Source organism: Ruegeria sp. AF7, from assembly GCF_056541885.1.
The window spans coordinates 566,907-592,272 of the sequence record NZ_JBQFYX010000001.1; the positions used below are offsets into that span (position 1 = coordinate 566,907).

The window sequence follows — 25,366 nt, forward strand, 5'->3', positions numbered from 1 at the left end:
ACCAGGCCTCAAGTTCCGGTGAAATAGCTGGTTCAGGTCTATGATACGAAAGGGTTTTTCCTAAATTCACTTCGTTGAGCTGCGGAAGATGTGATTGTCGAGCGCAGCCAGGACCGAAATATAAGGCTGATCTCGCGAGCGTAATAGCGCGCGAAGGCAGGCATAAGTAACAGAAGGAAGAAACTCATGAGATTTACCGCGCTGATCACGGCTGGCCTGTTGATGCCCACATTCGTACAAGCTGCAATCGACGACCCGCTGAATGGCGCGGATTTTGTCGTCAATTGCCTCTCCGACAAAAACGGGGGATCGGTGACTCTGGCGCGGTCGGGTGAGACGGACAAGGGGTTCATCGTGGCCGAAAACATCAAGGGCGAGGCGAAGATTATTCCCGGTCTGAACTCGCTCACCTTCCTGCATATCATGGATCAGGACGTGGTGACCTTTGTGGTGGATTTCGATAACCTGCACTATGACATGTCGGTCAAAGGCCCACATGCCGCGAATGACTCCGGATATTGTAGCAATCCGGCGGGGTGAGAATTAGGAAGGCGGTTGTACTTGGTTATGCAGTGATTTTCTGCACTGTTTTCCTTGAAGCAACGTGTTTCTGCGAACCCACTGCTAGAATGAGGAGGACGGTGCGCACCAAAAGGGAGTTTGCGCTCCGTCTCATCTTCAACCGCCCAAGAAACTCTTCCGCACTTCCGGATCGGCCAGCAATTCCTTGCCCGTACCAGTATAGGCGTTTCGCCCCTGAACCAGCACATATCCCTTATCGGCAATCTCCAGCGCCTGGCGGGCGTTTTGTTCAACCATCAGGATCGGCAGGCCGGTGCGTGCGACCTCAATGATGCGGTCAAAAAGCTCATCCATCACGATGGGCGAGACACCTGCGGTGGGCTCGTCCAGCATCAGGACCTTGGGTTGCGTCATCAGCGCGCGACCCACGGCGACCTGTTGGCGCTGACCGCCAGACAGTTCGCCGGCAGGTTGGTTGCGTTTGTCGCGCAGGATCGGGAACAGGTCATAGACCTGCTCCATCGTGTCCGAGAAATCGTCGTGCCGGATAAAGGCACCCATCTCCAGATTTTCCTCGACAGTCATCGAGGTGAAAATGTTCGATGTCTGAGGAACAAAGCCCATACCGCGGATTACGCGGTCTTGCGGGGTGAGGCTGGTGATATCCTCGCCGTCCAGACGTACAGAGCCCGCGCGCACATCCAGCATCCCAAACACGGCCTTCATCGCCGTTGACTTGCCCGCACCATTGGGGCCGACAATGACTGCGATCTCACCCTTGTCCACGGCAATGGTGCAGTCGTGCAGGATGTCCGGGCCTTTGCCATAACCGCCGGTCATGGTGTCGCCGATCAGAAACGGGCCGCCTTCAACGCGATGAGTCGTCCCGCTTTTACGATGCGCAGGCGTCATTGTTCCGATACCTTGCGTGTTGGTAATCGATGCGTCCTTGTTGCCCTTGTCGTCCTGATAGGGGTTGTCGCTCATGCCAGCGGTCATGTCTGGGCCTCCAGCTTGTCTTTGTTTTTGAGGCCGGTGCCAAGATAGGCTTCGATCACGTGCTCGTTTGCCTTGATCTCATCCAGAGTACCCTCGGCCAAAACCTTACCCTCGGCCATGCAGATGACCGGGTCGCAGATCTTGCCGATGAAATCCATGTCGTGCTCGATGACAACAAACGTATAACCACGCTCTTTGTTCAGGCGCAGGATCGTATCAGCGATGGTCATCAGCAGGGTGCGGTTCACGCCTGCTCCGACCTCGTCCAGAAATACGATCTTGGCGTCCACCATCATGGTACGACCAAGTTCCAGCAGTTTCTTTTGACCGCCCGAAACCTGACCGGCCTTGTGATCGGCCAGATGTTCGATGGTCAAAAACTCCAGCACCTCGTCTGCCTTGGCTTTCAACGCGCGCTCTTCATCAGCGATGCGCTTGCGTCCGAACCAGGTATTCCACAGCGCCTCACCCGATTGCGCACCGGGCACCATCATCAGGTTTTCGCGGCAGGTCATCGACGAGAATTCATGCGCGATCTGGAACGTGCGCAGCAAACCTTTGTGAAACAGCTCATGCGGAGGCAGGCCAGTGATATCTTCACCATCCATAACCACCTTTCCGCTGGTCGGAGGCAAAACACCGGCGATCACGTTGAACAGAGTGGTTTTTCCGGCCCCGTTGGGCCCGATCAGGCCGGTGATCGACCCTTTTTGGATTTCCAGCGACGCCCCGTCCACCGCGTGAAATCCGCCGAAATGCTTATGCACGTCCTCGACGACGATCATGGTATCCCCTTGCCTTGTCCCCGTGAAACGAGGTGCAGCCTTTTGTCATTGAAACAGCCCGGACACAAGGCCCGGGCTGTCTGATTTTATAGCTTAATATGCAGGATCAACGGAAGTTGACGGTCTTGTTTTCGCCGTCGGTCACTTCGATCTCGCGGTACGACCCTGCGCTTTCGCCGGGGCCGATCAACTCGACACCGGACGCGCCGACATAGTCGATGTCCTGACCGGCGGCCAGCAGTTCCAGACCTTTGGCCAGTTCACCCGGATAGATCTTTTCACCCGGTGCGTTAGCGACGTCCATTACTTTGCCCGCGTAATCTGCGGGGTTGGTCGAACCGGCGGCTTGCATGGCGAACATGAACAGCGCTGCCGCGTCATAGGATTCGGGCGAATAGGGCGACGAGCCGTCAAACCCGGCTGCTTCGGCCAGTGCAAAGTACTTTTCTGCACCTTCACCACCGGACCCGGCGATCTGACCGAACGAGCCGTTCAGGTCGGGGCCGACATTTGCGGGCAGCGAGTCACCGATCATGCCACCGGGCAGACCAAAGGTGTCGAACGCACCGCTGTCCAGCGACGACTGGATGATGCCCAGACCACCCTGGTCCAGATAACCCGCGACAACCAGAATGTCGCCACCGGCCGAGGCCAGCGCGCCAACTTCAGCCGAATAGTCGGCCTTGCCGTCTTCGTGCGCCGTCACGATGGTCACTTCGCCGCCAACCGCCTCGAAGGACGTCTGGATCGCATCGGCCAGACCTTTGCCATAGTCGTTGTTGGTATAGGTCAGCGCGATCGAGTTGATGCCACGATCCTTGAGGATATCAGCCATAACCTGACCTTCGCGAGCATCCGACGGCGCGGTGCGGAAGAACAGGCCGTTGTCCTCCATGGTCGACAGGCCGGGCGAGGTCGCCGAAGGCGAGATCATGACCATGCCGTTTGGAATGGCAACGTTCTGCAGGATCGCGCCGGTTACACCCGAACAGTCGCCGCCGATGATGCCTGCAACGCCGTCAGCGATCATACGCTCGCCGTTCGAGGTGGACAGACCATTGTCGATACAGCCGGTATCAGCACGTACACCAGCCACGCTGGCACCGTTCATGAACTTGCCGGATTCGTTGACTTCGGCGATTGCCAGTTCCGCGCCCGATCCCATGGCAGGGGCCAGCGATTCAATCGGGCCGGTAAAGCCGATCAAAATCCCCAGTTTGACATCTTCGGCCATGGCTGCGCCGGCCAGCAATGCAGTTGCTGCAGTTGCAGTAAGCAGCTTTTTCATATGGTTACTCCCAGTTGTGAACGTATTCGTTCTGGCGACGACCCTAGGCAAGCTGTTCGGAAAAGAAAAGTCCTAACGCAAACCTGTCTTTTTCGTTTGAAATCCTATCTGTTTTGTTGGGACTCACCCCTGATTGTCACCGAAAGGGACCAGAATGCTCAGAACGGCGATGATTCTGTCTTTCTCACTCTGCGCCTGGAATGCCGCAGCCCAAACGTTGTCGGTTTCAGCCGGGATGGTCCAGCTGGAAGAAATGGTCGGCGGGTTGGAGACCCCATGGGCGGTTGGCATTTTACCCGATGAAAGCTTCCTCGTCACGGAACGGGATGGAAGGTTGCTGTATGTGCGAAATGGACAAGTTGGGGATGTTTCAGGCGTTCCAATGGTTGCGGCTTTGGGGCAGGGCGGATTGCTGGACGTCACGATCTCACGCGATTTCAATCAAAGTCGAGAGGTCTTTCTGACCTTCGCAAAACCTCAGGGCGACGGTGCAGGGACTGCGGTTGCGGTTGCGCGCCTGTCCGAGACTGGCAAAAACCTTCAGAACCTTCGAGTAATTTTCGAGGCATCGCCAGGTGGTACGGGTGGTTGGCATTTTGGCAGCCGTGTGGTCGAAGCGCATGATGAGACATTGTTCGTGACCTTGGGCGAGCGGGGACAGGCGGAGAATGCACAGGATCGGTCCAATCCTTTGGGCTCGGTCATTCATATCAACCGCGATGGGACGGTTCCGGCAGATAACCCCTTTGTCGGGCAATTGAATAGCGAACCCGAGATATGGTCATACGGTCATCGAAATCCACAGGGCGCGGATTTGGACGCGCTTGGCCGACTTTGGATCTCGGAACACGGGGCGCGGGGTGGAGATGAAATCAACCAACCCCGCGCAGGTGCCAATTACGGCTGGCCTGTTATCTCGTACGGCACACATTATTCGGGTGAAAAAATCGGCGAGGGCACCAGCAAGCCTGGCATGGAGCAGCCGCGCCTGTACTGGGACCCGTCCATCGCGCCGTCGGGGTTGATGGTCTATTCCGGCGGCATGTTTCCCGAATGGCGGGGCGACATTTTCGTGGGCTCGCTGAAATTCGACTATATCGCGCGGCTGTCTGGGGATCCACTGCGCGAGGTCGAGCAGATCAGGGGACCCGAAACCGAACGGGTCCGCGACATCGTGCAGGCCCCTGATGGGGCAATCTGGTTCATCTCGGTCGGGAAAGGGGCGGTTTACAGGCTCGCCCGTTCGTCCTAGGAGTGTCGGAATGCACTTCATAGAGGATTGATATGTTCCGCATTCTCGCAACGATAATCTTGTGCCTTTTGGCGGTTCCCGCTGCGGCGGACGAGGTTTTTCCGACCTATGCCGATTATGAAACCTTCGTCGATACCAAGATGAAGAACCGCGAATTTTCGAACGTCGTCAAACGGTTGGGAGGCGCTGATGAATACACGCCGCAGGAGATGGAGGTTCTTCAGGGCCAACTGCGCGACCTTGTTCCATATTACCTGACCCACGCCAACGTGGCCAAGCGGGTCGAGCTTGAAAACGGCTTCACGCAGGAGATGCGGGTGTATTGGAATGACAAGAACAGCTATGTTTTCATCTACACGGTATTGCACGAACGTGACGACGGTCTGATGGTTCTCAGTTTTTCCCTCAACACCAATGTTACGCCCATTCTGGAGAAATTCTAGGCGCTCAGACCGATAGCCGCCCGCTCTGCGCACCACGCTCGCGATAGGGCGTGGTGTTGTAATGCGCGCGGTAGCATTTCGAGAAATGGCTAGGCGAGGCGAACCCACAGGCCAGGGCTACGTTGATGACGCTCATATCGGTTTGCATCAGCAGGTTCCGCGCCTTGTGCAAACGAAGCTCCATATAGTACCGCTTGGGCGAGCGGCTGAGATAACGCCGGAACAGTCGCTCAAGTTGGCGGGTCGACATGCCGACTTCCTTGGCCAGAATCGAAGGTGAGATCGGCTCTTCTATGTTCTTTTCCATCATCAGGATGACCTGACTCAACTTGGGGTGACGTACGCCAATACGCGTCGGTGTAGACAGGCGCTGCGTGTCCTGATCTGTCCGGATAGACGAATAGATCATCTGATCCGCCACCGCATTTGCCAGGTCTTCGCCGAAATCGTCTGCAATCAACTTGAGCATCAGATCGATAGAAGAGGTCCCCCCAGCCGTCGTCATACGACTGCCGTCAATCTGAAAGACTGCTTTCGTCAACTCGACCTCATCGAATTCTTCGATGAAACTGTCGGAGTTTTCCCAATGTATCGTCGCCCGCTTGTTGTCCAGCAGACCGGCCTTGGCCAAGGTATAAGCAGCCGTGCACAGACCGCCGATCCGCAATCCGCGCCGTGCCTCGCGCCGCAACCAGTTCAGAATGCGTTTGGTGGTCGCGGCTTGTACGTCAACGCCCCCGCAAATCAGAACGACATCGTCGCGTTGCAGTTCGTCCAGGTCACGATCCAGTTTGAATTCGGTTCCGGCTGAACATGAAATCGAATCTCCGCCTTCACCTGAAAGCGTCCATGTATAAAGTTGTTTGTCGGCCATGCGGTTTGCGATGCGCAGGCTGTCGAGCGCCGACGCAAAAGACAGCAGCGAAAACTTGTCCAGCAGGACAAAAACGAAATGGCGGGGTGTGGCCCCAGCATTTTCCACCGTGACTGCTTGGCGTTGCACTTGCATGACAAAATGTCCTTAATTCTGCGCGGGAAAACCTGGTATCCGGCGACGTATTTGGCAGTCACCATGATCAAAGCTTGTTTGCGGCGTCAAGAGGCGCAAATGGGATATGGTCACTCTTCATTGCTTTTTGTATAGAGGCGACCTGAACACTTCAGCGGAGATCAAAGCTATGACCGAATGGCAAAAGTCGAACTGGCGCAACAAGCCCCGGGTTCAGATGCCAGACTATACCGACGCGGCCGCATTGGCCAAGGTCGAGGCCCAGCTTTCGCAGTATCCCCCGCTGGTCTTTGCCGGTGAAGCGCGGCGCCTCAAGCAACATCTTGGTGCCGCCGGTCGCGGCGAGGCCTTCCTGCTTCAGGGCGGGGATTGTGCTGAAAGCTTTGAACAATTCAGCGCCGATGCGATCCGTGACACCTTCAAGGTGATGCTGCAAATGGCGATGGTTCTGACCTATGGTGCCAAGGTGCCGGTGGTAAAGGTCGGTCGCATGGCCGGCCAATTTGCAAAGCCGCGCAGCGCCCCGACAGAGGTTGTGAATGGTGTAGAACTGCCCAGCTACCGCGGTGACATTATCAACGAATTGGCGTTCACGCCCGAAGCGCGGATTCCGAATCCCGGCAAGATGTTGCAGGCCTACACACAGGCGGCGGCCACGTTGAACCTGCTGCGTGCCTTTTCAACCGGTGGCTTCGCCGACATGAGCCGTGTTCATTCGTGGACGCTGGGCTTTACCGACGAACAGGACGTTCAGAAGTATTCCGAAGTTGCGGACCGCATTCAGGACACCATCGACTTCATGGAAGCGGCTGGTATCACGGCAGACACGACGCACGAATTCTCGACCGTTGAATTCTACACCAGTCACGAAGGTCTGTTACTGGAATATGAAGAGGCGCTGACCCGTCTGGATTCGACCTCGGGCAACTGGCTGGCCGGGTCTGGCCACATGATCTGGATCGGCGACCGTACACGCCAACCTGACGGCGCACATGTCGAGTTCTGTCGTGGCGTTCTGAACCCGATCGGATTGAAATGTGGTCCGACGACGACGGCAGAAGATCTCAAGGTTCTCATGTCGAAGCTGAACCCTGAAAATGAAGAGGGCCGCCTGACCCTGATCGCGCGCTTTGGTGCAGGCAAGGCGGGTGAACACCTTCCGCGTCTGGTCAAGGCCGTGAAGGAAGAAGGCGCCAAGGTCACCTGGGTCTGCGACCCGATGCACGGCAACACCATCAAATCGGCCACGGGCTACAAAACCCGTCCGTTCGATTCTGTCTTGCGTGAGGTGCGCGATTTCTTTGGCGTGCATCAGTCTGAGGGCACGATCCCCGGCGGTGTCCATTTCGAGATGACCGGTCTCGACGTTACCGAATGCACCGGTGGTGTGCGGGCCGTGACAGAAGAGGATCTGTCAGATCGCTACCACACAGCTTGCGACCCGCGCCTGAACGCGTCTCAGTCGCTGGAACTGGCGTTCCTGGTGGCGGAAGAACTGACCAACCTGCGCCGCAACGGATCAAAACGCGCCGCAAGTTAAGCGTTCGAAAAGAAAGAAAAACAGCGGGCCACCGGTCCGCTGTTTTTTGTTCCGGTTGTTCAGACTGGTTCAGTCATCGCGCGACACGACCAGACGAAGGTGCTTGGCCGCGCGTTTGAAATCCGTTTGGTCTTCGGCAAAACCGTCAACGGATTGAGGCACAGCAGGAGTTGGTATCTGAATTTCCGAAAATGACTTGATCCGCGTATCAGAAATCGAAAATCGGCGTGGGGTTTTACCAATCGCACCATCCGCGACCATGACGCCCAGAACCCGGCTGACGTCGCCCAGATCGCTTTTGAGCGGCAAAAGGATCATGCGGGCCTGCATCCGGGTACGCCCCAGTATCCCGTTCGACTCCAGACCCAGTTCTGCGACGGCGGGTGCTGCAAATACCTGCTCCAGAACGTCCTTAATCCTGGCGCGATCATCAGGCTGGAAGAAGGCCGTCACAGGCATGCCACGAACCTCCATCCCCGCAAGCGCGTTCAGGTGACTTCCGGCAAGGCGAAACCGGGCCAGTCCCGGGGCGATCCGTTCAAGAATGAAAGTATATTCGAGTATGTTTTCCAGTCCACGCGGGTCGACCTGAGACCGCATCGGAACACCGTCACCGCTCAGCAATGCAGTCCAATACGCCTCGGCCTGGCGGATCGGCGTAAGGCTGCGCCCACTGTCAAAGCGATCCATTGCGACGATCTTTCCAAATTCTGACCCGGAACCAGTCCCGAAAAAGGTTTTCATTTTCTTCACCCTTACGTCAATTGGCCGCCATTTTCATAAAATGCAACACAACCGGAGCATTTGTGGCCTGCAAGCCATTACCAGGGGTAGTTTGACTCGGGTTTATTCAATTTTGGAGCAATTCTTTAACGAATGGTTAACTTACGCCAAACAAATGCGGCCTCAGCAAACTCTTGCTCTGCACCGGCCAATAGCATTAGGTGCGGCACACATCCAAATGGGTGAGGTCACAGGAAAGGACAGTCATGATCAGATCCATGACCGGGTTTGCCTCGGGGAAGGGGGAATACGGACCGCACAACTGGACGTGGGAGTTGCGCAGTGTCAACGGCAAAGGCCTTGATATGCGCCTGCGCGTCCCTGATTGGCTGACCGGGCTTGAGGTGGCCCTTCGGGCCGCGCTGTCAAAATCCCTGAGCCGAGGGAATGTGACCCTTTCAATGCGTCTGACCCGCGAGGACTCTGCCTCGGAACTGGCATTGAACGAGGTCGCTATGGCCGCTGCCCTGAGCGCTTTGGAACAAACACATAAGATGGCAGCTGCGCGCGGTATCGCTCTGGAACCGGCGCGCGCCTCGGACCTATTGGCACTGAAAGGCATGTTGGATGCAACCGCAGATGCGGATGATCCCGCTCCGCTGGTTGCGCGCCTGACCGAAGATTTCAACGACCTGTTGGCCGCTTTTGTCGATATGCGCCGGGCCGAGGGCGAAGCGTTGGCCGCCGTGCTGTACACTCAGTTGGATCAGGTTGCGGCGCTGACAGCTCAGGCAGCTGATCTGGCCGTGCATCGTAAGGACAAGATGGCCGCGACACTGCGGGACAATCTGGCACACGTACTGGACAACGCGCAGGGCGCGGACCCGGATCGCGTCGCGCAGGAACTGGCTTTGATCGCGGTCAAAGCCGACATTACCGAAGAGATCGACCGCCTGTCTGCACATGTGGCCGCAGCAAGAGAGCTGCTTGTGCAGGACGGGGCTGTCGGACGCAAGCTTGATTTCCTGATGCAAGAGTTCAACCGCGAAACCAACACGCTATGTTCCAAGGCTCAGAGTACGGAGCTGACGGCTGTCGGGCTGGAACTGAAGGCGGTGATCGATCAGATGCGCGAACAAGTGCAAAACGTAGAATAAAGATGGGAACGACTGATATGGCGGATCGCCGAGGCCTTTTAATCATCCTGTCTTCCCCGTCCGGGGCAGGCAAATCCACCCTGGCAAAGCGGCTGATGGACTGGGACAAGGACCTTGAGTTTTCGGTTTCGGCCACAACCCGTGCCCCGCGTCCGGGGGAAGAAGATGGGCGGGACTACTATTTTCTTTCTGAAGACGAGTTCAAGCAGAAGGTCGCCGATGGCCAGATGCTGGAACATGCGCATGTCTTCGGTAACTTCTACGGCTCACCCGCTGATCCGGTTCGCAGTTCGATCCACGCAGGCAAGGACGTGCTGTTCGACGTGGATTGGCAAGGCGAGGTTCAGATCCGCAACTCGGATCTGGGTAAGCATGCGTTGTCGATCTTCATCCTGCCGCCTTCGATCCCCGAACTGCGCCGCCGTCTGGAATCACGTGGGCAAGATAGCGATGAAGTTATCGCACGGCGGATGCTCAAAAGCTGGGATGAGATCAGCCATTGGGGCTATTACGATTATGTCCTGATAAATGACGATCTTGAGGCGACCGAAAAGAAGCTGAAGACCATTGTCAGCGCCGAACGGATGCGCCGTATTCAACAGCCAAATCTGCAACAACACGTGCGCAAGCTTCAAAACGAATTCGAGGGGCTGTCATGACGATCTACGCGTTAGGCGAGCACATGCCCGAAATTCACGAGGACACATGGGTTGCACCCGATGCCAACCTGATCGGCAAGGTTGTGCTGGAACAGGGCGCCTCGGTTTGGTTCGGCTGCACGATTCGCGCAGATCACGAGGAAATCCGCGTTGGTGCAGGTAGCAACGTTCAGGAAAACTGCGTCATGCACATCGACGCCGGGTATCCTTTGTCGATCGGTCCGAATTGCACCATCGGACACAAAGTGATGTTGCACGGGTGCACAATCGGAGAAAATACTCTGATCGGAATGGGCGCGATTGTTCTGAATGGTGCCCGGATCGGGCGGAATTGCCTGATCGGGGCAGGGGCCCTGATCACGGAAGGCAAGGAGATTCCGGATAATTCCCTTGTGATGGGGTCTCCGGGCAAAGTGGTGCGCCAGCTTGACGAGGCCGCAGCAAAACGGATTACCCTAAGCGCGATGCATTATCAGGAAAACATGCGCAGGTTTCGGGACACTCTGAGACCTGTTCAATAAAGCGCGCGGATTGATCGGGGTTTGAAGCATGTCAGATGACCTTCTTGATGGGTTTGTTCAGGCCATCCCAATGCCCGCGCTGATGGTGGATCAGACTGAACGGATCATTGCCGCCAATACGGATGCGAAAACCCTTCTGGGGCAGAATATCGTGGGGCGGCATTTCGCGACCATCCTGCGGCAGCCACAGGTTCTTGAAGCGATTGAGCAAAGCCTTCAGTCCAAAGGAACAAAGGCAGCGCGTCATCTTTCCAATGATGGCGCGCAGGACACAACATTTGATGTGCAATGCCGGTATATGAACGGGGTCGGAGCTGTGTCGGGCGGGGCCGTTCTGACCACTTTTCAAGATGTCACGCATCTGGAACAGGCAAGTCAGATGCGCCGCGACTTTGTTGCCAATGTCAGTCACGAATTGCGGACGCCTTTGACGGCACTGATGGGCTTCATTGAAACCTTGCGCGGCCCTGCACGCAACGATCCGGCTGCGCGCGACCGGTTCCTGCAAATCATGGCCGATGAAGCCAACAGGATGAACCGGCTGGTTGGCGATCTTTTGTCCCTGAACCGCGTGGAAAGCGAAGAAAGAGTACGCCCAAATCAACAGCTGGAGCTGACAGGGCTGCTGCAATCCACCCTGAACTCGTTGCGCCCCCTTGCGGAAGAGGCGGGTGTGACGCTAACGCTTGACGCACAGGACGGCCCACTTTCCGTGACCGGAGACAGCGATCAGTTACGGCAGGTATTCACCAACCTGATCGAAAACGGAATCAAATACGGTGCCAGCGGTGGCAGCGTCACAGTCAGCGTTCTGTCATCAGAGCGTGACGCGGCGATGCGTGGACCTGGGGTGCGGGTGAAGGTCATCGACAAGGGGCCAGGAATTGATTCCGTGCATTTGCCACGTCTGACCGAGCGATTCTATCGCGCCGACAATCACAGATCCCGGCAGTTGGGTGGAACGGGGCTGGGGCTGGCCATCGTCAAGCACATCGTCAATCGCCACCGCGGACGGTTGCGCGTGGAAAGTGAGTTGGGAAAAGGTTCCGTCTTTACGGTCATCTTACCACGGTAGCCCTTCCCGCATTACCGCCCTTCAAAATCTGCCTCGTTACGATTTTTTGACCCGAAATCTCCGGATAAACGGAGGTTGTCATAAAAGCGTTACACACTTGTCACAAAAGGCTTACGCACGACCCCTAGGGGTGCACGCAGGATCATCATGGGGGTGATCAATCATACCTTTTCAAGGAGACTGAAATGTCCTTTGTAAAACTGTCGGCTTCTGCGCTGGCAATCGCCACCGTCTCGGCAACCACCGCTGCTGCCCGTGACAACGTTCAGGTTGCCGGTTCGTCGACCGTTCTTCCATATGCCTCGATCGTTGCGGAACTGTTTGGTGAGAACACCGACTTCCCGACCCCGGTTGTTGAATCCGGCGGTTCGTCAGCTGGTCTGAAGCGTTTCTGTGAGGGTGTTGGTGAAAACACCATCGACATTGCAAACGCATCACGCGCGATCCGTGAAAAAGAAATCAAAGCCTGCGCCGAAAACGGTGTGACTGACATCATGGAAGTCCGCATCGGTTATGATGGCATCGTTTTTGCAAGCCAGCAGACCGGTCCTGCCTTCACCGCTTTTGAACCTGCTGACATCTTTAACGCTTTGGGCGCAAAAGTTCTGAAAGACGGTGAAGTGGTTGATAACCCTTACACCACCTGGGCTGAATTCAACCCCGAACTGCCTGATGTAGAAATCGCGGGCTTTATTCCGGGTACAAAACACGGCACCCGTGAAGTGTTCGAAGAAAAAGTTCTGCTGATCGGGTGTGAAGCGACCGGCGCGATGGAAGCCATGATTGCTGGCGGCATGAGCGAAGACGACGCAGAAGATGCATGTCTGGCTGTACGTACCGACGGCAAGGCGGTCGACATCGATGGTGACTACACCGAAACGCTGGCGCGTATCGACACCAACCCCAATGGCATCGGCATCTTCGGCCTGGCGTTCTACGAGAACAACACCGACAAGCTGAAAGTGGCCACCATGTCGGGTATCGCTCCTTCGACCGAAACCATCTCGACCGGTGAATATCCGGTTTCGCGCCCGCTGTTCTTCTACGTGAAGAAAGCCCATATCGGCGTGATCCCCGGCCTGAAAGAATATGCCCAGTTCTTTACCCACGACGAAATCGCAGGCGCTTCGGGTCCTCTGGCAAACTATGGTCTGGTTGCGGACCCTGAGCTGGCAAAAACTCAGGATGCAATCGCCAACGAAGTAACCATGGGTTCGGGCAGTTAATCCCGCCTTTGGTTCGAAATACCGGGGGCGGCATTTCTGTCGCCCCCACATTTTTCAGCTTTCCCGGCCAAGACCAAATGGGGGTTTCATGCCGATAGTATGGCTCGTTCTGATCGTGCTAGCGATTGCTTCAGTCGGTTACGTGTTGGGGCGCTCACGCGCCCTGCAAAGCGCCACAGGAGATATCCGGGCTTTGCACTCGCTGCCGTCGTATTATGGCGCAAATGTCGCTCTCAAGACGATCGTACCCGCATTCGGCCTTATGATCCTCTGGTTGCTGGTACAACCGCTTTACGTGAACTCTCAGGTTTCTGAAACGATCTCGGGTTCTGCCATCCAAGACGGCTCGTCCCTAAATCTGGTCATGGCCGAGGTCCGTCGCACCGCGTACGGTCTGGACAACGCGGTTGCCGCCGGGCAGATACCCGAGGAACTGGCGCGCAACGCGCGCGCGGATGTAATCGACATGACCCAGCGTCTGAAGGATGCCGGGCAGGTGGTGACGTCGGATATCACGCAACCTGTGCTGCGCGCGGCGCAAACCTATCGGATCATGAATGCGACCGGCTATTCGATCATGGCAGTCGCCGTCATACTGACCGCACTCGCCGGTGCTGCGGTCAGCTGGTTTCAAACTCGCGCGGAATACCGCGCGCGTAATGTGGTCGAGCAGGGGGTGCGTATCCTGTTGCTGGCGGCCGCATCCATCGCAATTCTGACCACTGTCGGGATTGTCCTGTCCCTGGTTTTCAACACTTGGGAATTCTTCAAGCTCTACCCTGCTACCGATTTCTTTTTCGGCACGACATGGGCCCCCAGTTTTTCGGGGCGCGGCGGGTCGTCTGAACTTGGTATTATTCCCTTGTTGTGGGGGACATTCTATATCTCGCTCGTTGCCCTGCTAGTGGCTGTCCCGATCGGGTTGTTCGCTGCGATTTACCTCAGCGAATACGCGTCACCCCGTGTCCGCGCCGTCGCAAAACCGCTGCTCGAGATTCTGGCCGGTATCCCGACCATCGTTTACGGCCTTTTTGCGCTGCTTACTGTTGGTCCGCTTTTGCTTGGCCTGTTCGGGGATGACGGGCTTGGCTGGATGAAGGCTGGCACGGCAGTCATGACCGCTGGGTTGGTCATGGGCATCATGCTGATCCCGTTTGTGTCCTCGTTGTCGGATGACATCATCAACGCGGTGCCGCAGGCCATGCGCGACGGCTCTTACGGACTGGGCGCAACGCAATCCGAAACCATCCGTCAGGTTGTTTTACCTGCGGCCCTTCCAGGTATCGTGGGGGCGATCCTGCTGGCCGCATCGCGCGCCATAGGTGAGACAATGATCGTGGTCCTTGGGGCAGGGGCGGCAGCACGGCTGAGCCTGAACCCGTTTGAAGCCATGACGACGGTCACCGCAAAAATCGTGAGCCAGCTGACCGGCGACGCGGATTTCGCATCGCCCGAAGCGCTTGTGGCCTTTGCCCTGGGTATGACCCTTTTCACTCTCACGCTTGGGCTGAACATCTTTGCCCTCTACATCGTGCGTAAGTATCGGGAGCAATACGAATGACCGACGCCAGCATGCAAAGCTCTGAAACAGGTCATCGCTCTGTCTCGCTGACTGTAGCGGATGCACATACCAAAAAACGTGCAAATGCAGAGAAACGATTTCGGGCCTACGGGATTGTCGCTATTGCAACGGGCCTGTTCTTCCTGATCGTTCTGTTCGCCTCGATCCTGTCGCAGGGCATTCCGGCTTTTCAGCGCACTGTTGTCAGCGTGGATTTCACCCTGTCTGCTGCGCAACGAGACGAGGCGGAAAGTACGTTGTTCAAGACCAAAGCCTATTCCAACCTGTTCATCGCTCAGTTGAGCAAGGAACTGGAAGACCAGGGGATCAGCGTTGATTTCGACGAAGCGGCCATCGAACGTCTTCTTGGTAAAATCGGTGGAACCATCCGAACTTACTATGCCGATAACCCCGGCAGGCTGGGTGATCCGGTCAAGTTTGATCTGGCCGCATCCAGCCGGGTTGACGGGTATTTCAAAGGCCGCGTGTCCCGTGACACCTTGCAGGACAGCCGGTTTCTACAGCTAAGCGATCTGGATCTGGTTGATGCGCTGAAACAGGCGGGCATCATCAAGCAGGCCTTCAACTGGCCGTTCATCACCGGCGCGGATTCTGGCGTTGACAACCCGGGCGGTGCGGGCATCGGCGCCTCGGTCATTGGGTCGTTCTTCATGATGCTGGTGGTTTTGGGCCTGTCACTGCCCATTGGTGTGGCGGCGTCGATTTATCTTGAAGAATTCGCCCCGCAGAACAGATTCACCGACCTGATTGAAGTGAACATCTCGAACCTTGCCGCCGTGCCGTCGATTGTGTTCGGTATTCTGGGTCTGGCCGTGTTCATCCAGTTCATGCACCTGCCACAATCGGCGCCGCTGGTTGGTGGTCTGGTTCTGACCCTCATGACATTGCCGACGATCATCATCTCGACCCGCGCCTCGCTGAAAGCGGTTCCGCCGTCGATCCGTGATGCAGCGTTGGGGGTAGGGGCCTCGAAAATGCAGGCTGTGTTCCACCACGTGCTGCCTTTGGCCGCGCCGGGCATTCTGACCGGCACCATCATCGGTCTGGCACAAGCCTTGGGTGAAACCGCGCCGTTGTTGCTGATCGGCATGGTAGGCTTTGTGGCGCGGGGATATCCCGACGGGTTCCTTGCCGGCTTTACCGAGCCGAACTCGGCAATGCCCGCCCAGATTTACACTTGGGCCGCACGCGCTGATGTCGGGTTCTACGAAAAGGCCTGGGGCGGAATCATCATCCTTTTGATGTTCCTGCTGACCATGAATATCATCGCTATCATCCTGCGCCGCCGCTTTGAACGCCGCTGGTAATTGGGGGCAATAATGAACGACATGACACGAGTGGAGAGAACCGTGGACTCCAAAGACATCAAGATCAACGCGAAGAAGGTTCAGGTATACTACGGTGATACCCACGCCATCAAGGACGTGAGTGTTGAGATCGAAGACAAGACCGTCACGGCCTTTATCGGTCCTTCGGGTTGTGGAAAATCGACCTTCCTGCGGTGTCTGAACCGGATGAACGACACCATCGATATCTGCCGTGTCGAAGGTGATATCCTGTTGGACGGCGAAGACATTTATGACAAGCGGGTCGACCCCGTTCAGTTGCGCGCCAAAGTCGGCATGGTGTTCCAAAAACCGAACCCGTTCCCCAAGTCGATCTACGACAACGTGGCCTATGGTCCGCGTATCCACGGCTTGGCCAAGAATAAGGCGGAACTGGATGAGATCGTTGAGAAGTCACTGCGTCGAGGCGCAATCTGGGATGAGGTCAAGGACCGTCTGGATTCGCCTGGCACGGGTTTGTCAGGGGGGCAACAGCAACGTTTGTGTATCGCGCGCGCCGTGGCAACTGAACCGGAAGTCCTGTTGATGGACGAGCCGTGCTCGGCGCTGGACCCGATTGCAACCGCACAGGTCGAAGAGTTGATCGACGAATTGCGTTCCCGATATTCGGTTGTGATCGTCACCCACTCGATGCAGCAGGCCGCGCGCGTCAGTCAGAAAACGGCCTTTTTCCACCTGGGTAATCTGGTGGAATTCGGTGAAACCGGTCAGATTTTTACCAATCCGGTCGATCCGCGCACGGAAAGCTACATTACAGGCCGTATCGGCTAAGCACAGGTATCAAACAATGAGCGAACAACATATTGCATCTGCTTTTGACCGCGACCTCGAAACAATCCAGGCGCATATCATGAAGATGGGCGGTCTGGTTGAGGCCGCTATCATGGGCGCGGCGCGCTCGCTTGAAAGCCGTGACGTTGAGCTGGCCCAGGAAATACGACAAGGTGACAAGGCCATCGACGCGTTGGAAGACCTGATCGACGAGGAAACCGCGCGTCTGATTGCATTGCGCGCGCCCACGGCCAGTGACCTGCGACTGGTTCTTTCGGTCCTGAAAGTATCCGGTAATCTCGAGCGGATTGGCGATTACGCGAAGAACATCGCCAAGCGTACGACCGTTCTGGCTAATGCAGGCGAGATCAGCGGCAGCGCAGCTGCCTTGCGCCGCATGGCGCGCGAGGTTGAACGTATGCTGCGCGACGCGTTGGACGCCTATATTCAACGCGACGCGGAACTGGCCACCGACGTCATCAACCGCGATGAAGAGGTCGACCAGATGTATAACGGCCTGTTCCGCGAATTCCTGACCTTCATGGCTGAAGATCCGCGCAATATTTCGGCCTGTATGCACCTGCATTTCATCGCCAAGAACATCGAGCGTATGGGCGACCATGTAACCTCGATTGCCGAGCAGGTGGTGTATCTGGTTACAGGCGACCGCCCGACCGAGGCTCGGCCCAAGGCCGATATAACGTCGCAAACAGCGTAGGAGAGGCTTGAGATGTCCGCAGATCAACCGACGGTTCTGGTGGTCGAGGATGAGTTGGCCCAACGCGAGGTGCTGGCCTACAACCTTGAAGCCGAAGGTTTTCGCGTCTCAAAGGCGGCCAACGGTGACGAAGCTATGCTGCTGGTCGACGAAGACTGCCCGGATATCATTGTTCTGGACTGGATGATGCCCAACCTAAGCGGGATTGAGGTTTGCCGCCGGCTCAAAAGCCGTCCGGACACACGCTCGATCCCGATAATCATGCTGTCGGCCCGATCAGAAGAGGTAGACAAGGTTCGCGGGCTGGAAACTGGTGCCGACGATTATGTGGTCAAACCATATTCGATCGTCGAACTGATGGCGCGTGTCCGAACACAACTGCGCCGCGTCCGACCGGCAACTGTTGGTTTGCGACTGGAGTACGATGACATCATTCTGGATTCGGAAACCCACAAGGTCAGCCGTGACAGCAAGCCCTTGAAACTGGGTCCAACCGAATTCCGGCTTCTTAGCACGTTCATGGAAAAGCCGGGCAGGGTCTGGAGCCGTGAACAATTGCTGGATAGGGTCTGGGGACGCGACATCTATGTCGATACGCGTACCGTTGATGTACACATTGGACGACTGCGCAAAGCCTTAACGCAACATGGCGGGGATGATCCGGTTCGCACAGTCCGCGGTGCCGGTTACGCGTTGGGATAATTCGCATCAGACCTGTGTTGATCGCATTGGTCTGATGGCTGATTGCAATGGAATCTGAGTATATCTCGGTTATTTCCTATTAGCGTGTAATTGGTATTATGGTAATAATGCAATACTTGTAATACAGAACGCAAGCCAACACATTGATAACACTGTAACGAACCTGCCCGGAATACGCATGGAGCTTGAGAACAAAACTGTCGTTGTCACCGGCGCTGCCCAAGGTATTGGTCGTGGTCTTGCAGAACGGTTTTCCCAAGAAGGTGCACGTGTAATCTGCTCGGATGTCGATATCGCTGGCGCAAATTTGGTCGCAAAGCAAATTGGTGGTCAGGCGTATCCCTGCGACGTTTCCAGCGAAGCGCAGATCAAGGCTCTGATTGATTTTGTTGAAGAAACTGTCGGTCCAATTGACCTGTTTTGCGCAAATGCCGGAATTCTGACGCTTGGCGGTCTCGATGTTGCGGACGAAGATTGGGATCGGATCTGGAAGATTAATGTCATGTCCCATGTCTGGACCGCCCGCCATCTGGTTCCACGCATGGTTCGTCGCGGCGGCGGATATATAATGATAACTGCTTCTGCGGCAGGTTTGCTGAACCAACCTGGTGCAGCCCCATATGGGGTTACCAAACACGCCGCTGTAGGATTTGCCGAATGGCTTTCGCTGACATACGGCGCTGAAGGATTGAAAGTTTCGGTCCTGTGTCCGCAGGCTGTGCGTTCGAAAATGACCGAAGGCCATGAAATCTCAGTAGCTTCGATTGATGGAATGCTCGAGCCGAGCGACGTGGCTGAATCCTGCGTGCAAGCTATTCGAAATGAACGGTTTTTGGTTCTACCTCATCCACAAGTTGCTGATTATTTGCAGTTCAAAGCGGCTGATTATGATCGGTGGCTTGTTGGAATGCAGAAGTTAAATCAGAGATTTAGCGACAGCAGTTAAGATTGCGCGCGAACTCTGCGCATCAATCCTTCCTGTGCGACAGATGCAACAAGGGTACCGTCCTCGGAATAGATCGATCCACGGTTAAAGCTGCGTCCCTGCCCCGTCCACGGCGAATCCATCACGTAAAGATGCCAATTCTGAAAACTCACCGGGGCGTGAAACCATAGCGCGTGGTCCAGACTTGCGCCGTTGAACTCTCCGCTAAACCAGCTCAGCCCGTGTGGCCGCAATCCAGAGGACATCAGGTTCATATCAGACGCATAAGCCAGCAGTAAGTGCTGCGTTCTGGTGTCGACCGAAGCAGCAGCGGGCATACGGAACCAAGTCTGGTTTCGATCATCAGAGACTTTCGGTGTGAATGGGTCCAGATGATCGACTTCACGGACCTCGATCGGGCGCTCGCGCAGCAATTCACCCCTCAACCTTTCCGGAACACGTTCAACGTATGTTTTACGCAATTCAGATCGGGACGGGTACGCTTCCGGTGCGTTCACGACGGGCATCGGATGCTGATGGTCCCAGCCTTCATCTTGGACATGAAACGATGCAGACATGTTCAGGATTTGCTTTCCGTGCTGAATCGCAACCACGCGGCGGGTTGTGAAAGAACCTCCGTCTCGGGCTCGATCAACTTGATAAATAACGGGTTTCTCCGGATCGCCCGGGCGAATGAAATAGGCGTGCAGCGAATGGCATAACCGTTCTTCAACAGTCCGATACGCCGCAGCCAGCGCCTGCGCGATGACCTGTCCGCCAAAGATGCGTGTGGGCGTTTCACCGCCCGACCCTGTCCCGCGAAACAGATCGACCTCAAGACGTTCAATATCCAGAAGATCCAGTAAGATACGTTCCGCTTCGGTCATCGTCTGCTCGCAAGTTGTGTCGTCCGGCACCGGGTATCAGTACAGAGGAAATCATTCAATCATGGCCGCATGAACCAGTGCCTTGAGTTCGGCGCGGGATGGGTACGAACTTGAGGGGGAAAGTTGGGTAAAGAAAATCGCCGTCAGGTCATTCTGCCAGTCAATCCAGAAATAAGTCGAGGCCATGCCACCCCAGCTGAAATCTCCGATTGAGCCGGGAACTTTTACCAGACCGGGGTTCAGGACGACGGCTCCGGCCAGCCCAAAGCCCATTCCGTCCATCGGTTGCTCTGCAAAACTCTGCGGACCCATTGACGCAATGTCGCCGGGAAGGTGATTGCGCATCATGAAATCGACTGTTTTCGGACCAAGTATGCGGCACCCGTTCCCGGCCCCCCGATTTCGAAGCATGTCCGCAAATTTGGCATAATCATCGATTGTCGAGATCAGACCGCCACCGCCGGAAAAGGTCGTCGTGTTTTCGAACGGGGATCCTATGTGGGAATCGAACAGTCGCAGGCTTTCGCTACCGTGATCCGCGGAATTCAGCGCCATCGCGTCGCCAGCCAATGGGGTATAGAGCGATGCGAAACGATCCCCTGCCCCAGCGGGTGCGGAAAAACCTGTTTCGCGCATGTCCAGCGGCTCAAGGATTTCGCTTCGAAAGAACTGCTCCAATGACTGGCCCGAGACCACCTCGATCACTCGACCCAGCACGTCAATCCCGACCGAGTATTCCCAGCGTGCACCGGGTCGGAACGCCAGTGGCAGCCCTGCCAGATCGCGCACAAGGTGTTCCAGAAGTCCCTGATTAGGTTTGAAAATAAGGTCCTGTTCATCCATCGCTTGGGGCAAAAGCCCGGAGTTGAACGGATAGCTTAGCCCACTGGTATGCGTCAGTAACTGATGCAGAGTGGGAGGCGGTGCAGCCTCGGTCTGATCCAGTCTCTCCGCCCCTGGGACAAGCGCGTGCATATCTTTGAATTCAGGCAGAAACTCAGACACAGGCACGTTCAGGTGAACAAGCCCGCGTTCGACCAATGTCATCAACGCGACCGATGTGACCGGTTTGGTCATGGAATAAATGCGCACCAACGTGTCCCGTTGGAAGGGCCGGCCAGTCTCCAGACTGCTGACACCACTGGCATGAAAAAAGGCCTCATTCCCTTTGTGGCGCAGCAAAAAGGATGATCCGGCATATTTGCGCTGCTCAACATAGCTCTCCATCCAATGGCTAAGCCGATCCAGCCGGGTTTGATCAAACATGGATTGCCTGTGGGACATTCGCGAGCTTCCGTGAGGTTTTGAATTGCGACTGTTTAAGCTTGTGACCTGAAATAACAGCAAAAAGTTGCGTGTTGCAGAGAAATTCGTGAACAGACTTCATCAGCGTGTCTCACAATGAAATGTTAGACTGATTTCGACGCAGATTCGCCTGAAGTTCAATGAACAAGATTTCAAGGGACCGAAACGGAGGAACCCTATGACGCAGACCATAGACTTCATTTACGATTTTTGCAGCCCGAACGCGTTTCTCGCCCACAAGATCCTTCCCCAACTTGCCGAGCGCCATAACGCAAGCATTACATATGTGCCTGTCCTTCTGCCTGCGGTGTTCAAGGCGACGCATAACCAAAGCCCGTTTCAGGCATACTCCGAAAACCGCCAGAAAACGGCCTATTTGACGCATGATCTGCATAGGTTTGCCCGCCGTCGTGGGCTGAGCTTTCATATGAGCCCGCATTTTCCGATCAATACCAAACTTGCCATGCGCGGTGCGTGCTTTGCCAATGGAAAACCTTGGGAAGTCAAATATATAAACGCGATTTTTGATGCAATTTGGGTGCATGGTCAGAAGGCGGACGAGATCGGTGTCCTGACGGATATCCTGCATGAAAACGACTTGCCCGTTCGCAAAATTCGCGAAGCCATGACGAGCCCCGACGTTAAACTGAAACTGAAAGAGATAACCAAGTCGTCGGTTCGGCGAGGTGTGTTTGGGGTTCCCAGCATGTTCACCGGGGCTGAGCTGTTTTTTGGAAAGAACAGTCTGCCAAATCTTGAAGTTGAACTTTCAAGGCAAGATAGTGACATAAAAACAGCTTGATAGGTCGTCACTCTAATGTGGACTCAAGAGCTTTCAGGCCGTGCTGGGCGAATATAGGAACATATGCGCCAAAAGCCTTTGCGCGGTCGGGGTCTGACGCGTTCCCATTCAGCGCGCGTTTGTAGACACCCTGTAGAATGCCCGCCATGCGAAAGAAATTGAAGCCCAGATAAAAGCCGAAATTGTCTATGCCATCCAGGCCTCGACGTTTGCAGTATTGGGCAATGAATGCCTCATCGCTGGGCAGGCCCAGGCTGTTTCGATCCACACCCGCCAGCCCCCGGCCCTGTTTTCCCGGCGGCAACTGCCATTGCATGATTACTGCGGCCAGATCTGCATAAGGGTGACCGATCGTCGACAGTTCCCAATCCAACACTCCGATACATTCCGCCCGGTTCGGCGCAAACATCAGGTTATCGATGCGGTAATCCCCATGCACCAGCGTGCGCTGCCCGTCATCGGCCGGTACCGAGGTCTCTAGCGCTGAAGCCAGCGCATCCATATCCGCAATGGCCGAGGTCTCGGACGCGCGGTATTGCTTGGTCCAGCGCGCGATCTGGCGCTCGTAATAGTTGCCAATCTGCCCATAGTCAGACAGGCCAACGGCATCGATATCCACCATGTGCAATTGGGCAAGAACTCTGTTCATTTCGTCAATGATGGCGGCGCGGGTTTCGTTGCTTTCTTTGGGCAGGGTTGGGTCCGGAAACACCCTGCCCTGCAAGCGGTCCATCACATAGAAGGCCGAGCCGATGACGCTGTCGTCTTCACACAACAGATACATCTTGGGCACCGGAACCTCGCTCTCGGCAAGGGCGCTTTGAACCCGAAATTCGCGATCAACGGCATGTGCCGATTTCAACAGTACGCCGGCGGGTTTTCGGCGCAGCACATAGGCTTTCTCTGGTGTGCGTAACTCAAACGTCGGGTTGGATTGCCCGACATCAAATTTCCTCGCCTCCAATGGCCCGTTGTAGCCGGAAAGATGCGCGCTCAGGTACGCATCTACCGCTGCCAGATCCAGATTGATTTCGGTCTTCATTGGCTGTCTTCCCGTCACAGGGCCTCGGCAAAGATGTTTCCGGCTGTCACCACGTTGATCCCACCCGAAACCGGGATCACTGCGCCTGTCACATAGCTGCCGCCGCGACCGCACAGGAACAACATACAGCCTGCAATATCCTCGTCCCGTCCGACGCGACCCAGAGGTACAGACTTGCCAACCCGTTCTCTGGTATCCTCATCGGCTGTCGCAAAGGCAGTCATGCGCGACACAAACGGCCCCGGAGCGAGCGCGTTAACCGTGATGTGGTGCGGTGAAAGTTCCTTGGCCAAGACCCTGGTCAGATGCAGAACTGCAGCCTTTGAGGCCGAATAGCTGTAGGCCCCATCGCCCATTGGGACTTCACCCATGACTGACCCCACATTGACAATGCGCGCCGGGTCTTCGGCGGTGCCTGATTTCATTAGCATTGGCAAAAGCCGCTGGGTCAGTTCGAATATCCCTGTCACGTTGACAGACATGACCTTTTCCCATGCATCGTAGGGAAACTGCCCCATCGGTGCACCCCAGGACACCCCCGAATTGTTCATCAGGATGTCCAGTGTGTCCGTACGCTCCTGAATGTCAGAGACCAGCTTGCCTATACCGGCTGCGCTGCCAATGTCACCGGCAAAGCCTTCGGCGCTGCCCGGCGCGTCCAGCGCGTTCAGTTCTGCAGCGACCTCGGCACAGGCGTCTCCTTTTCTTGAGGCAATGAGCACGCGCGCACCCGCCCGTACCAGCGCCTCGGCTGCCATGCGGCCAATACCTGTAGACCCACCTGTTACCAATACGGTTTTGCCGTGAAGCGAAAAGAGGGTGTCGGGGGTCATTTTGTGCTCCTCAGTTTCTTTGGCACCGGTTCATCGTGATACAAATTGCATTCCTCTTGCCGTGGCGGCAGGCGTTGGACCGCAGCGTTGACAAAAAACCATGCTGCACCAAAACTTCCTCGACACAAAGTACAGGCAGAACAGAGGCGGTATGCAAGCATTACTCAGCGTCGCACCGGGCGGTCCCGAAACCCTGGAGCTTACGACCCTACCAGATCCGCAGCCGGGCAAAGGTCAGCTTTTGATCGGTGTGAAAGCAGCGGGCGTGAATTTTCCGGACACGTTGATTATCCGCGATCTGTACCAGATGAAGCCGCCACGGCCCTTTGCTCCGGGCGGTGAAATTGCGGGTGAAGTTCTGGCTGTGGGCGAAGGCGTCAATGGATTTAAGCCAGGCGACCGTGTTTTGGCCCTAACCGGGCATGGTGGGTTTTCGACCCATGTCACGCTCAAGGCGGACACTGCAATCCGAATTCCTGATGCGATGCCCTATGAAGATGCCGCCTGTTTTATTTTCACCTACGGCACGTCCTACCACGCGCTTAAGGATCGGGCGGAAATTCAGCCCGGTGAAACCCTGTTGGTACTAGGTGCCGCCGGAGGTGTGGGGTCAGCCGCCATTGAACTGGGCAAAGCCATGGGTGCCAGGGTGATCGCAGCCGTTTCATCACCTGAAAAGGCCGAATTCTGTAGCCAGATTGGTGCCGATGACGTGGTGATTTACCCGCGCGACATGGACAAGGAAGCACAAAAATCCTTCTCAGCCGAAGTTAAGAAACTTGCAGGTTCTGATGGCGTGGACGTCGTCTACGACGCCGTTGGGGGTGCGCTGGCCGAACCGTCCCTGCGCAGCATGGCCTGGAAAGGCCGTTATCTTGTCGTCGGTTTCCCAGCGGGCATTCCGCGGATACCCTTGAATCTGGCTCTTTTGAAAGGATGCCAGATCGTTGGTGTGTTTTGGGGCGCGTCAGTTTTCCGCGACCCAATCGGCCATGCTGACAACGTCAAGAATCTGTTCGATCTATATACAGCCGGGAAAATAAGACCGCGAATTAGCGCCCGGTTCCCGCTGGCCCGCGCGCACGAGGCGCTTGAACAATTGTCGCAGCGAACCGTTCTGGGGAAAATCGTTGTCACCATGGCGGAAAGTTGAAGCCGGGATTAAAACAGCGACCCGCTTCGTACACCGGTTATTCGACTGTACTCGATCCGGCAAAGTCAGGTAGACAACCCAACCTTTAGGCGTCTATGTAC

General features: G+C 56.0%; 26 protein-coding genes. 17 read left to right on the top strand and 9 right to left on the bottom strand.

From position 1 onward, the window contains the following. The first annotated feature begins 186 nt into the window (after window positions 1-186). Window positions 187-540 carry a hypothetical protein gene (locus ACR0AP_RS02825; protein ID WP_480505160.1) on the top strand — a complete coding sequence of 118 codons (354 nt, stop codon included), beginning with the start codon at window positions 187-189 and terminating at the stop codon, window positions 538-540. Window positions 541-678: 138 nt separating this feature from the next. Here ACR0AP_RS02825 and ACR0AP_RS02830 read toward each other — a convergent pair whose 3' ends face one another. The 3 genes from ACR0AP_RS02830 to ACR0AP_RS02840 all read right to left on the bottom strand — a co-directional run bounded on the left by ACR0AP_RS02830 (window position 679) and on the right by ACR0AP_RS02840 (window position 3,594). Next, entirely contained in the window at window positions 679-1,509 is an 831-nt protein-coding gene (locus ACR0AP_RS02830) for an ABC transporter ATP-binding protein (RefSeq protein ID WP_267366696.1), read from the bottom strand. 8 nt (window positions 1,510-1,517) lie between these two features. Next, on the bottom strand, window positions 1,518-2,306 hold the full coding sequence (locus ACR0AP_RS02835; protein ID WP_209596275.1) for an ABC transporter ATP-binding protein: 789 nt from the start codon (window positions 2,304-2,306) through the stop codon (window positions 1,518-1,520). A 106-nt stretch (window positions 2,307-2,412) separates the two neighbouring features. After that, window positions 2,413-3,594: an ABC transporter substrate-binding protein gene (locus ACR0AP_RS02840; RefSeq protein WP_209503916.1), complete on the bottom strand. Its 1,182-nt coding sequence runs from the start codon at window positions 3,592-3,594 to the stop codon at window positions 2,413-2,415. 154 nt (window positions 3,595-3,748) lie between these two features. Between ACR0AP_RS02840 and ACR0AP_RS02845 the strand changes: the two genes are divergently transcribed. After that, window positions 3,749-4,846, top strand: coding sequence for a PQQ-dependent sugar dehydrogenase (locus tag ACR0AP_RS02845; RefSeq protein ID WP_480505162.1), 1,098 nt, complete (start codon window positions 3,749-3,751; stop codon window positions 4,844-4,846). 32 nt (window positions 4,847-4,878) lie between these two features. Beyond that, window positions 4,879-5,289: a hypothetical protein gene (locus ACR0AP_RS02850; RefSeq protein ID WP_480480913.1), complete on the top strand. Its 411-nt coding sequence runs from the start codon at window positions 4,879-4,881 to the stop codon at window positions 5,287-5,289. A gap of 4 nt (window positions 5,290-5,293) precedes the next feature. Here ACR0AP_RS02850 and ACR0AP_RS02855 read toward each other — a convergent pair whose 3' ends face one another. Further along, window positions 5,294-6,298: a GlxA family transcriptional regulator gene (locus tag ACR0AP_RS02855; protein WP_480480915.1), complete on the bottom strand. Its 1,005-nt coding sequence runs from the start codon at window positions 6,296-6,298 to the stop codon at window positions 5,294-5,296. A gap of 169 nt (window positions 6,299-6,467) precedes the next feature. Here ACR0AP_RS02855 and ACR0AP_RS02860 point away from each other — a divergent pair, with 169 nt between their 5' ends. Beyond that, the gene (locus ACR0AP_RS02860; RefSeq protein WP_480480917.1) at window positions 6,468-7,838 is read left to right on the top strand and encodes a class II 3-deoxy-7-phosphoheptulonate synthase; all 1,371 of its coding nucleotides are present in this window, start codon (window positions 6,468-6,470) and stop codon (window positions 7,836-7,838) included. Window positions 7,839-7,907: 69 nt separating this feature from the next. Here the strand turns inward: ACR0AP_RS02860 and ACR0AP_RS02865 are convergent, their stop codons facing one another. Next, window positions 7,908-8,582 (bottom strand): PAS domain-containing protein, encoded by a 675-nt coding sequence (locus ACR0AP_RS02865; RefSeq protein WP_480505164.1) that lies wholly within the window; start codon window positions 8,580-8,582, stop codon window positions 7,908-7,910. 245 nt (window positions 8,583-8,827) lie between these two features. Here ACR0AP_RS02865 and ACR0AP_RS02870 point away from each other — a divergent pair, with 245 nt between their 5' ends. The 11 genes from ACR0AP_RS02870 (at window position 8,828) to ACR0AP_RS02920 (ending at window position 19,264) form a co-directional block, all read left to right on the top strand. Beyond that, window positions 8,828-9,718 (top strand): YicC/YloC family endoribonuclease, encoded by an 891-nt coding sequence (locus ACR0AP_RS02870; protein ID WP_480505166.1) that lies wholly within the window; start codon window positions 8,828-8,830, stop codon window positions 9,716-9,718. Window positions 9,719-9,735: 17 nt separating this feature from the next. Next, a complete protein-coding gene (gene gmk / locus ACR0AP_RS02875) occupies window positions 9,736-10,377 on the top strand; it encodes a guanylate kinase (protein ID WP_209503922.1) in 642 nt (213 codons plus the stop codon). Further along, entirely contained in the window at window positions 10,374-10,898 is a 525-nt protein-coding gene (locus tag ACR0AP_RS02880; protein WP_209503923.1) for a gamma carbonic anhydrase family protein, read from the top strand. Before gmk ends, ACR0AP_RS02880 begins: the two co-directional genes overlap by 4 nt. 28 nt (window positions 10,899-10,926) lie before the next feature. Then, window positions 10,927-11,973: an ATP-binding protein gene (locus tag ACR0AP_RS02885; RefSeq protein WP_480505168.1), complete on the top strand. Its 1,047-nt coding sequence runs from the start codon at window positions 10,927-10,929 to the stop codon at window positions 11,971-11,973. A 185-nt stretch (window positions 11,974-12,158) separates the two neighbouring features. Continuing rightward, window positions 12,159-13,199: a substrate-binding domain-containing protein gene (locus tag ACR0AP_RS02890; RefSeq protein ID WP_267365708.1), complete on the top strand. Its 1,041-nt coding sequence runs from the start codon at window positions 12,159-12,161 to the stop codon at window positions 13,197-13,199. Window positions 13,200-13,287: 88 nt separating this feature from the next. Then, window positions 13,288-14,760, top strand: a complete 1,473-nt coding sequence (gene pstC / locus ACR0AP_RS02895) for a phosphate ABC transporter permease subunit PstC (protein ID WP_480505170.1) — start codon at window positions 13,288-13,290, stop codon at window positions 14,758-14,760. Beyond that, on the top strand, window positions 14,757-16,088 hold the full coding sequence (pstA, locus tag ACR0AP_RS02900; protein WP_480505172.1) for a phosphate ABC transporter permease PstA: 1,332 nt from the start codon (window positions 14,757-14,759) through the stop codon (window positions 16,086-16,088). The genes pstC and pstA overlap by 4 nt, the downstream gene beginning before the upstream one ends. Window positions 16,089-16,100: 12 nt before the next feature. Further along, window positions 16,101-16,898, top strand: a complete 798-nt coding sequence (gene pstB, locus ACR0AP_RS02905; RefSeq protein ID WP_267366513.1) for a phosphate ABC transporter ATP-binding protein PstB — start codon at window positions 16,101-16,103, stop codon at window positions 16,896-16,898. 16 nt (window positions 16,899-16,914) lie between these two features. After that, window positions 16,915-17,616, top strand: coding sequence for a phosphate signaling complex protein PhoU (gene phoU / locus ACR0AP_RS02910; protein ID WP_480480933.1), 702 nt, complete (start codon window positions 16,915-16,917; stop codon window positions 17,614-17,616). A 12-nt stretch (window positions 17,617-17,628) separates the two neighbouring features. Beyond that, window positions 17,629-18,318: a phosphate regulon transcriptional regulator PhoB gene (gene phoB / locus ACR0AP_RS02915; protein ID WP_480480935.1), complete on the top strand. Its 690-nt coding sequence runs from the start codon at window positions 17,629-17,631 to the stop codon at window positions 18,316-18,318. A gap of 178 nt (window positions 18,319-18,496) precedes the next feature. Next, on the top strand, window positions 18,497-19,264 hold the full coding sequence (locus tag ACR0AP_RS02920) for an SDR family oxidoreductase (RefSeq protein ID WP_480485637.1): 768 nt from the start codon (window positions 18,497-18,499) through the stop codon (window positions 19,262-19,264). On the opposite strand, the gene ACR0AP_RS02925 is transcribed toward ACR0AP_RS02920, so the two are convergent. Both ACR0AP_RS02925 and ACR0AP_RS02930 read right to left on the bottom strand, forming a co-directional pair. After that, window positions 19,261-20,130: an acyl-CoA thioesterase gene (locus ACR0AP_RS02925; RefSeq protein ID WP_480485639.1), complete on the bottom strand. Its 870-nt coding sequence runs from the start codon at window positions 20,128-20,130 to the stop codon at window positions 19,261-19,263. The genes ACR0AP_RS02920 and ACR0AP_RS02925 overlap by 4 nt on opposite strands. 51 nt (window positions 20,131-20,181) lie before the next feature. Next, the gene (locus ACR0AP_RS02930) at window positions 20,182-21,396 is read right to left on the bottom strand and encodes a serine hydrolase domain-containing protein (RefSeq protein ID WP_480505174.1); all 1,215 of its coding nucleotides are present in this window, start codon (window positions 21,394-21,396) and stop codon (window positions 20,182-20,184) included. Window positions 21,397-21,613: 217 nt separating this feature from the next. Here ACR0AP_RS02930 and ACR0AP_RS02935 point away from each other — a divergent pair, with 217 nt between their 5' ends. Then, entirely contained in the window at window positions 21,614-22,237 is a 624-nt protein-coding gene (locus tag ACR0AP_RS02935) for a DsbA family protein (protein WP_480505176.1), read from the top strand. A 7-nt stretch (window positions 22,238-22,244) separates the two neighbouring features. Here ACR0AP_RS02935 and ACR0AP_RS02940 read toward each other — a convergent pair whose 3' ends face one another. Together ACR0AP_RS02940 and ACR0AP_RS02945 are read right to left on the bottom strand one after the other, a co-directional pair. Next, the gene (locus tag ACR0AP_RS02940; RefSeq protein WP_480505178.1) at window positions 22,245-23,279 is read right to left on the bottom strand and encodes a phosphotransferase family protein; all 1,035 of its coding nucleotides are present in this window, start codon (window positions 23,277-23,279) and stop codon (window positions 22,245-22,247) included. Window positions 23,280-23,293: 14 nt separating this feature from the next. Then, on the bottom strand, window positions 23,294-24,112 hold the full coding sequence (locus tag ACR0AP_RS02945; RefSeq protein WP_480505179.1) for an SDR family NAD(P)-dependent oxidoreductase: 819 nt from the start codon (window positions 24,110-24,112) through the stop codon (window positions 23,294-23,296). A gap of 151 nt (window positions 24,113-24,263) precedes the next feature. On the opposite strand from ACR0AP_RS02945, the gene ACR0AP_RS02950 reads away from it, so the two are divergent. Beyond that, window positions 24,264-25,265 (top strand): NADPH:quinone oxidoreductase family protein, encoded by a 1,002-nt coding sequence (locus tag ACR0AP_RS02950; protein ID WP_480505181.1) that lies wholly within the window; start codon window positions 24,264-24,266, stop codon window positions 25,263-25,265. Window positions 25,266-25,366 lie beyond the last annotated feature (101 nt).